7 protein-coding genes and 1 pseudogene are annotated in these 8156 nt (G+C 39.1%); all 8 read right to left on the bottom strand.

The features are described from left to right. Positions 1–253: 253 nt before the first annotated feature. Positions 254–1201: pseudogene (locus EKM98_RS03570) on the bottom strand (FtsK/SpoIIIE domain-containing protein); the annotation flags it as partial. A gap of 28 nt (positions 1202–1229) precedes the next feature. Continuing rightward, positions 1230–1490, bottom strand: a complete 261-nt coding sequence (locus tag EKM98_RS03565; RefSeq protein WP_100070916.1) for a hypothetical protein — start codon at positions 1488–1490, stop codon at positions 1230–1232. An 86-nt stretch (positions 1491–1576) separates the two neighbouring features. Further along, on the bottom strand, positions 1577–2419 hold the full coding sequence (locus EKM98_RS03560; protein ID WP_010011713.1) for a nucleotidyl transferase AbiEii/AbiGii toxin family protein: 843 nt from the start codon (positions 2417–2419) through the stop codon (positions 1577–1579). Beyond that, the gene (locus EKM98_RS03555; RefSeq protein ID WP_003678254.1) at positions 2416–3009 is read right to left on the bottom strand and encodes a type IV toxin-antitoxin system AbiEi family antitoxin domain-containing protein; all 594 of its coding nucleotides are present in this window, start codon (positions 3007–3009) and stop codon (positions 2416–2418) included. The genes EKM98_RS03560 and EKM98_RS03555 overlap by 4 nt, the downstream gene beginning before the upstream one ends. 160 nt (positions 3010–3169) lie before the next feature. Next, positions 3170–3538, bottom strand: coding sequence for a YdcP family protein (locus EKM98_RS03550; protein WP_100070917.1), 369 nt, complete (start codon positions 3536–3538; stop codon positions 3170–3172). 18 nt (positions 3539–3556) lie between these two features. After that, entirely contained in the window at positions 3557–3889 is a 333-nt protein-coding gene (locus EKM98_RS03545) for a DUF961 family protein (RefSeq protein WP_056943275.1), read from the bottom strand. A 32-nt stretch (positions 3890–3921) separates the two neighbouring features. Further along, positions 3922–4188 (bottom strand): hypothetical protein, encoded by a 267-nt coding sequence (locus EKM98_RS03540; protein ID WP_056943276.1) that lies wholly within the window; start codon positions 4186–4188, stop codon positions 3922–3924. Beyond that, the gene (locus EKM98_RS03535; protein ID WP_125980586.1) at positions 4185–8093 is read right to left on the bottom strand and encodes a SpaA isopeptide-forming pilin-related protein; all 3909 of its coding nucleotides are present in this window, start codon (positions 8091–8093) and stop codon (positions 4185–4187) included. The genes EKM98_RS03540 and EKM98_RS03535 overlap by 4 nt, the downstream gene beginning before the upstream one ends. Between the last annotated feature and the right edge of the window lie 63 nt (positions 8094–8156).

Genomic DNA, 8156 nt, shown 5'->3' with positions numbered 1-8156 from the left:
TTTTGTTTGTATTCGTCACCATAATCGAAAAAAATGACATTTGGGTCTTTAATACTGAGCGCAAATTTTATATGATTATCTAGAGGGTTCATGGTTTTCTCATATCCTTTCAAATGATACTGTAGTGGGTGGATTTTTTGGATGAGAGCTGTGAGCTCTTTTTCTGTCCTTAAATTGTAAATTCAAGGGCCCAAAAAATCCTGTTAATAGTTTACCACTTTGTAAACTATCAACAGGAAAAAGTATAGAGCCCATAGTTTTGACCGGTTTGGTAGCCGTCCATTTTTTTCATTTCCGTGTTGCGTTGCCGCATTTCATCATAGAAGCGGCTTAGTGCAGCTAACATATCATCGGGATCGTAATAAACATCAGGAAGTACTTCCTCTAAGTCAGCCAAATCAGCATTTTTAGGATCGAGAATAGTTAGTTTGGCATTGGTTTTACTCAAGGCTTCAATCAAAGTTAGAATGAAATAAGTTTTACCACCACCGGTACCGCCAGCGATTAGCATATGCGGTAAAGCATCATATTCCCAGTAGACATTTTCCATCAATTTGACGGCGCCGTCTTTACAGACAACCTGGTCAATCGAAAGCCGATGAGCGATTGTGTCATAGAGTAGCGTGTATTCAACGTAAGAATCATGCAGAATTTTATCGACCATTTCGCAATAAAGGCCAGATTCTAATTTTGGTTCAAGGTGGAGTAATTGTTCTTGGTATGATGACATCATGATTTCAACTTGAACATGAATTAGGCCATCCTTTAAACGATAATAGATGCGGGGAAAGTGAGCAATTCGTTCTTTAGTTTTACCTGTATCTAAATCTTTGAAGAAACCACCTGACTGTTGCGTATTCTTTTCGTACCAGTTGTTAGTCATAAACATTCTGGCAATCTTTTGGCGATGGACTAATTTACGATAATAATCGGGAAACTTGTACATGACTAAAAGCACAACAAGAATTAAGCAAAATAATGTTACGGCTAAGCTAATGATCAGTCCTTGATACGACCAAGGCAGTTGTCGAATTAGCGGCCATGAAATAGTCTTAATATTAATATGACTGAGCACCGGACAGTAAAATAGAATGGTCAGTGGAAACCAAAGTAGTAGGGCCGAGCCTAAAACAGTCTGTAAAATTAAGTTTTGATCACGCGGACGAATTTTAGTTCCGCGATATTGAAAAAGTTCACGCAATTTTTTCACCTACCTTTTGTTGATTGAATCAGGCACCATCAGTCATACCCAGATAGGTCATGATGGCACCCTCATCTGATTGTGCGGTGCTAAAAGTAAATTCTTTTGCGATACCATCTTTGGTCATTTCAGGTAAAGCAGTCAAGCCAAAGTTGGAATCAGGACACTCGATAGCAATAGTTCGCGCTGTTTCTAATTTATCTTCGGCGTTACTAGGTGTGCCGTCCTTAATGATAGCGACAAAGTCATCCATAAAGCCGATTTCGTTAAAGACTGTCAGTGCTTTCATAAATAACCTCTGTCCATAATAAAAAGCCAAGACTTTTTGTCTTGACTTTGATATTACGATAAATTTGAAATGTCGATTTTAGCGTATTAATTTTTAATTTCTTTCATGAGATTGAAAAGTGCTTCTAGTGCGGCTGTGTAGCTAATTGATTGTGCGTAGTCATATTGTTGCTGGTACTGTTGCCACGAAGTGTGTAAGCTTTCAGAATCGGATAGGGCACTGATTTCAGTTAAACGATTTTCAATCGTTTTGTCTGGGATATGATCAAACGCCGTACTTTTGAAAAATTCTTTTTTTAAAAGCACAAGATCAATGTCAGTTCGATAGAGAATGGACAATGAATAAACATCAAATAAATCCTTAGCACGAGTGTTTAACATGCCGTGATTAAGAAATGCTGATAATTTATCTGCCAAGATTTTTTCAATGGGGATGCCATAAATTGAAAACTTTTCATCCGCGTTTAAAATACTCTGATGATCAATCATGATTGGAATCGTCTCATGGGAATTACCTTTTGAAATATCCAGCTTGACACTAACTTTACTTTTTCCCATTTGTGCCAGCAGGTTGACACGAATTCCGGGATAATCATCATCAAGTTGTTTTTGTTCAATCGACTTGATTGTAAAATTGACATAATCGGTGGATTGCTCGAAGACTTCATGCAAAACGGTTGCTAATTTATCTGGTTGTAAAGCCGGCCCAATATAGATTGCGTCAAGATCCTGGGTCATTCTGTTTTCAATTCCGACAAGGCTTTGGATTTCAAAACCACCTTTGAGAACAAAGTAACGGCGATAATTAGATTCAGAGATCTGCTTTAAAAAGTGTTCTAGAAAAAAGAGTTTCTGAAAATGTTGAATATTGTAGCCAAGCTCACGGGCACGTTTTCTGATCATTGGTAGAATTTTATCAACTTCACTCATTGCATGTAGACCTCCATTACTTTTAGTAGAGTACTGTTTGGGTATAATTTGTCCTTGATTTCAGTTAGATCTTTGAGCTTATTTGCAGCAGGTGAGTTGGCTAAATATTTTTTAAGCGCATCATTTTTGATGTAGGGTTGGATTTGTTTTGATTCCCAAACATCTAATAAGGTTCGTTCCTTAGAATAAACTTGAACCGTGCCACCATTTTCGGTTTGGCCGGTTTCGATACCAAGTAAATAGCGCTTTTTCGATAGATAGCGCGCCTTAATAGAGTACTTTTTCAATGATGCGGCGCTTGGATGATATCCTTGGGGAAAGGTCAGATCGTAATGAAGCGGCATTTCATCAGTCAAATCATGAATGATTAGGGCGCTAACTAACGAGAAGACGCTACGCGAGAACTTTTGACTGATCAAGCTAAATTCATCGAGTAGGTAGCCTGGAAAAATATAGATACCACGTTCAAGCTTTTCAATGGTGCCATCAGTTGATAATTCACGAATCTCATCCTTGGATAAACCGTATTCTTGTGCGGTTTTGTAAATGAACGTTGGGTAGTCGTGTTCTAGTTGGGCTAAAGTATCCATTGTTATTAAACACCACCTTATATACTGTAATTTATCATATTTATAGTATATAGGTTAGAGAAGTGATTCGCAACTCTCAATATGACTTTACTATGTTTCGGTTGGATTTATTAATACCTGCCGATAGTTGGTAGGAGAACGAATTTTCCGTTTCATTGAGTTATTTCTTTTCATTAGTTGGTTTTTCCTGAATTTTGTTGTGGTTTACTGGAATAAGATCGTCGGCTTTGAGATACCATGAAACTGACATACCAACACCAAACTCATAAGAAGAAACAGTATCGATAACTGGGTTGATCATTTCGACCAGCTGATTATAATCAAACTTCTTTTCACCAGCCGCCACTGGAATCGAAACTTGAATCATTTTTCCTTTCTCAAAGCTCTTTAAATCAAAAGTACGTTCAGAAATCTCAGTGGTCTGGTTACCTTCATCATCGTTGATAAAACGTTCACGACGCATTGCCGAGAATTTTAAGGCTCCAAATGTTTTGATTGAATCGAGTGCAATACCTTCTGCTAAGCGCATATTAATTCCTACCCTTCATTATTTAGTTAAATCCTTTTTGACAATATCATCGGCATAACATTCATATTTGACGAATGACTGATTCTCCACACGATAGCCGACTGCAATCACGCGCGGGTTGACTAAATCAATCGGTGAATCTTGTTTGATACTGGCCTTCACTCCGGCAGCAGCTGGTAGAATGATTTCAATGTTATCAGCCTTTTGGATATCTGAAAAAACGCTAAATCTTCGTGATGCAACGCGGCCATTATTGTTACGAGATGGTTCACGAATTTCTTCGATCATTTTGCCAAATTCAAGCCGACCAAATGTTTCGCGTACTTTGGGGATAATGTAATCTAATTCCATGGAGAATTCCTCGCTTTCAAATTTTGCATATTTTAAAAGTCAGAATTGTTTTTGAGTTCTGACTTATAGTGGTTGTAGTATTCGATTGTTTGTTGAAGTAAATATTGATAAAGTTCAGCGGATAGGGGATATACGACACGGCCTTGAGTAGTTTCAGGAAATTTTAGAAACAGACGCTGGTTACCGCGAATCAATTTAACATTGTTAATGATCATAGCGTGATTGATTACAATCGTACCGGTCATTAAAACACTGGGTTCTTTTGAAAGATACATATTAATAGATGAAATAAAGATCATTCACTGTCATCCTCGTCATTATACAAGTCATCACTAGCTTTTCTTGAATGATGCATCCACCACACAATTAAGCCAGTAATTAATAGTAGAATCACGCCAATAACGCTTAACAATTGATTACGTTCTTCACCGGTTTGTGGTAGGCGAAGTAGTGGCGTATCAACGGCTTCATCTTTCATTTGCGCTTTGACGATTTCACCATCTTTAGTAATTTCAAAATCAACTGGCGTTTCGTTGATTTTATAGCCTTTTGGTGCGTCATACTCCACAAACTGATATTTGCCAGCAGGTAGGTTGGCAAAACTGAAAACTCCTTTATCATTGGTCCGACCGGACACAACGGTTTTACCGTCTTGATTAAGGATCTTGATACCAGTGTTTGGCAAGACTTTACCATCGCTGACATTGGTCTTGGTTAGTTCACCAGTCCCCTTGATCAAACTATTTTGCAACGTGAAACTAATTTCTGGTGTTTCGGTGGTTTCCTTAGTTTCAGTTGCTGCTTTTTCGTCTGCCTGTTTTTTATCCTGACTAATTAATTGACCTTTAGCATTGTAGGCAGTGATACCAGTTTTTGTTGAAACGATTTTAGTTAAATCCTTAGTTAAAACTAGGTTAGTCGCGGAAGGCGTCTTTTCCCGTAAATAGAAGGTGCCGACTGGTACGTTCTTAAAGGCACCAATCGACTTGTCATCAATTGTAGTGGTTTGAATGACCTTCTTATCCTTATCCAGTAATTCAAACACTGCACCTTTGGCGTTGCCATCAAAAGTGAATTGATAACCTTTATCTTCAACTAGCTTGGCGGTTTCATTGATTTTCTTAAAGGTAAATTCGTTGAAGTGTAATTTATTTAGAATTGGGGTGTCTTTATCACCGTTGATCGTTAAATTCTTAGTCGTGGTGTTGTCAGTTGCCTTAAATTCAAAATCATAAGTTTGGTCATCAAGCTGATAAGCTTCACCGGCATCTAGTTCTTGCACATAATAGCTACCTTCAGGCAATTGAATGTCGGCAAAAGTTGCTTTACCATCTTTGACGGTCGCAGTTGCGACTAATGCTTTTGCCGGAACATTGATGTCACCTTTGTTGTAGCCGGCTTTACTGAACAGTCCGAAGACTTGACCATTAGCAGCTTTATTTTCAATCGTGGGTTTGTTCTTATCCCAATTCTTGATTTGTTCTGCTTGTTTGTTAACAGTCACGTTCAACTTCTGAAAATCGTTAGTCGCTTTGAGTGAAGTGGAGGTCACTTCAACATTTTGACCAGCATATTTCAATTCAAAATCAATTGGCTTGTCATTAAGAACAAAACCATTTGGTGCAGCAACTTCTTTAACTGAATATTTGCCGAGATAAAGTTGTGGCGTTTTGATTTGTCCATTAGCGTCAGTCGTAGCAGTGGCGACAATTTCACCCTTTTTGGCATGGACGGTACCATCAGCGGTGGTGATGTTTTCGCTGGCAGTAAATTCAAACTTGGCACCGGCCAGTGGGGTGTAGTCATAGTTAAAACCGTATTGTTCGCCGTACTTGGTTGACTGTTTAGTCACTTCAACCGGCGTGGCGCCAGTCTTATTCAAAGTGACAATGCCTTTTTGCGACTTATCCGTGAACTTGACGGTCACAATACCATCACTATCTTTGCCAGTGATCGAAAATTTAGCTGGGTCTTTGGCAAGAACATAGCCTAATGGTGCTTGTGTTTCGACTAATTCATATTGACCATAGGGGAGCGCCTCAGTTGTGGCCAAGTAGCCCTCTTTATTAGTCATAAAAGTATCAGTTGTTCCATCGTGATTGAGGTTAGGCATGGAAACATATTTACCAGTTTGCAGTGATTTGATTTTAAAACCGGCGTTGGCGCGCGAAATTGTTTTCCCGGATTCAGCGTCAGCCTTGACCACTTTCAAACGTTCTTCCAATACATTATTGACGACTGAATAATGATGGGTCTCGTTTTGTTGATGAATCGTGACTTTGAATGGATCGGCGGTTTTGTAGCCCTCTGGTGTTTTTGTTTCCGTCACGGTATAAGTGTCATAGGGAAGATCAGTAAACTTGAGATAACCTTCTTTATCGGTTGTCCCTGTTGTGACGACCTTGTTTGTTGTGTTGCTAGTGACTGTAAATTCAACGTTAGCCAGTGGGTTAGACTTATTTTCTTTACCGGTTAAATGACTAGAAAGTGCGGTGTGCCAATCATAGTTACCAATTTTGATTAAATCGAAACCACCGGTAATAACTTGTTCCTTAACCGTTGTTGATGCGGTGGCCGTTTTCGCATTTTGACCAGCATAGGCTAGTTTGAACGCGTGTTTTTCAGTATCTTTAATATAGCCAGTTGGTGCCGTCTTTTCGATCCAGTAGTAGTCATCCAATTTTAAATTGGCGACACTCGCTTGATTGTTTTTAATTGTAACGGTATCAACCAGCTCATCATTGGAAGTTCGATGTAATTCATAAACGGCACCATCAAGTGAAGCAGCGCCTTGTGGGGCTTTACCAGTTTTAGCATCTTCCTTGATCAAAGTGGCAGTGCCGAATTGTTCATCATCGGTCGCTTTAACCGAGGTAGCAGTGACAGCAACGTTTTGACCAGCATATTTCAATTCAAAAGGTATTTTCTCGTTGTTAAGGATATAACCGGCTGGTGCCTTTTCTTCAACGGCGTAGTAGTTGCCGAGCTTCAGATTTTGTAGTGTACCTTTGCCGGTGCTATCGGTAGTGATCGTCCCAACTTTTTTACCATCAGTTGAATAAACACCGTACATGGCACCATTTAATGAATAGTACCTGTTAAACATATTGGTGCCGAACTGACGGCCAATCTTCGTTAGATTTACATTGCCAAGTTGTTCTTTATTGCCAAGAACGACTTCGATTGTTTGGTTAGGTGTGATTGTTGCCGTTTTGATTTCACCTTTATTAACGTAGCCATTAGGTGCGGTTACTTCTGAAACTTTGACTTGCGTACCCGCCTTGATGTCGTTTAAAGCGGCGTAACCATCAGTGCCGGTGGTGACCTCTTTGGTTTGACCATTGTACTCAAATTTGAGTTTCGCACCTGGCAAAGCTTTATTGGTATCCGCGTCAACTTTCTTAGCTTTCAAATTACCATTGAGATTGACTTTGATATTGAGATCGAAGTTGTTACCATTTGGCAGTTTGAAATAGGCGAGTTTTTGTTGATTGCCTTTGCCATAGAGTAATGAGGTCCCAATGTTAGCTGCTTTAGCTTTAGCAAAGGAAATTTTACCAGATTCTTTGGAGTTAGCTGTAGCGGCTAAAGTTAATTTGTCACCAGATTTTGTGATATTTAAGTTGGCAGTATTAGCGGTTTGTTCAATGTATGAAGCTAAAGTACCGTTATTGTCGGTTAAAGTGATTGAATCACCAACGTTTAAAGTAATGTTTTGACCATTGAATGACGGCTTAGTGTTGAATGTAGTCACTTTTTTCAACACAGCCGCTTTTTTTGCCTGATAATCTGGGTAATTGGTGGTCAATAGCTCACTATTTAGTTCTTCCCAAATCATGATTTGTGCAAGCCCATAATTAGCGTCAGTTGGGTTTTGTTGGTAAGCAAAGTAGGCTATTGAGGCTAATTTATCTTTTTCTGCTGCTGAATAGTTAGTGGGTGTCCAACCTGAACCAGAATTTTCAATATCGATTCCATGTTCGACACAAAAGGCAACCTGACCATCAACCACCTTTTTGTAAATACCATTGTCTGTCCAATGGAGACCATTCAACAGATTTAGTTGCCAAGAGGATATCCAATCACCTGCTTTAATGTTGGTCATGTCAGCGGCAAAAGCACTTGTGATCGGGGTCATAAAAATTGAAGTGAACAAGGTCAGCAAGGCTAACCAGACAGAAACTTTACGGGTTGCTGTTTGCAATGACAGCACCTCCTTAAATATTTGTTGAAGAATTTCAGTGCAAATAAAAAGTAGACCAATTTT

This window comes from Loigolactobacillus iwatensis (assembly GCF_003950295.1).
Lineage (GTDB): Bacteria > Bacillota > Bacilli > Lactobacillales > Lactobacillaceae > Loigolactobacillus > Loigolactobacillus iwatensis.
Note: the sequence above shows the minus strand (reverse complement) of the source record. Positions and strands in the feature narration are given on the sequence as shown.

Excerpts from the sequence above, each read along its gene's own strand:
- EKM98_RS03565 (WP_100070916.1), bottom strand. The coding sequence starts at position 1,490 with ATGAAAGCACTGACAGTCTTTAACGAAATCGGCTTTATGGATGACTTT.
- EKM98_RS03560 (WP_010011713.1), bottom strand. The coding sequence starts at position 2,419 with ATGAGTGAAGTTGATAAAATTCTACCAATGATCAGAAAACGTGCCCGT.
- EKM98_RS03555 (WP_003678254.1), bottom strand. The coding sequence starts at position 3,009 with ATGGATACTTTAGCCCAACTAGAACACGACTACCCAACGTTCATTTAC.
- EKM98_RS03550 (WP_100070917.1), bottom strand. The coding sequence starts at position 3,538 with ATGCGCTTAGCAGAAGGTATTGCACTCGATTCAATCAAAACATTTGGA.
- EKM98_RS03545 (WP_056943275.1), bottom strand. The coding sequence starts at position 3,889 with ATGGAATTAGATTACATTATCCCCAAAGTACGCGAAACATTTGGTCGG.
- EKM98_RS03540 (WP_056943276.1), bottom strand. The coding sequence starts at position 4,188 with ATGATCTTTATTTCATCTATTAATATGTATCTTTCAAAAGAACCCAGT.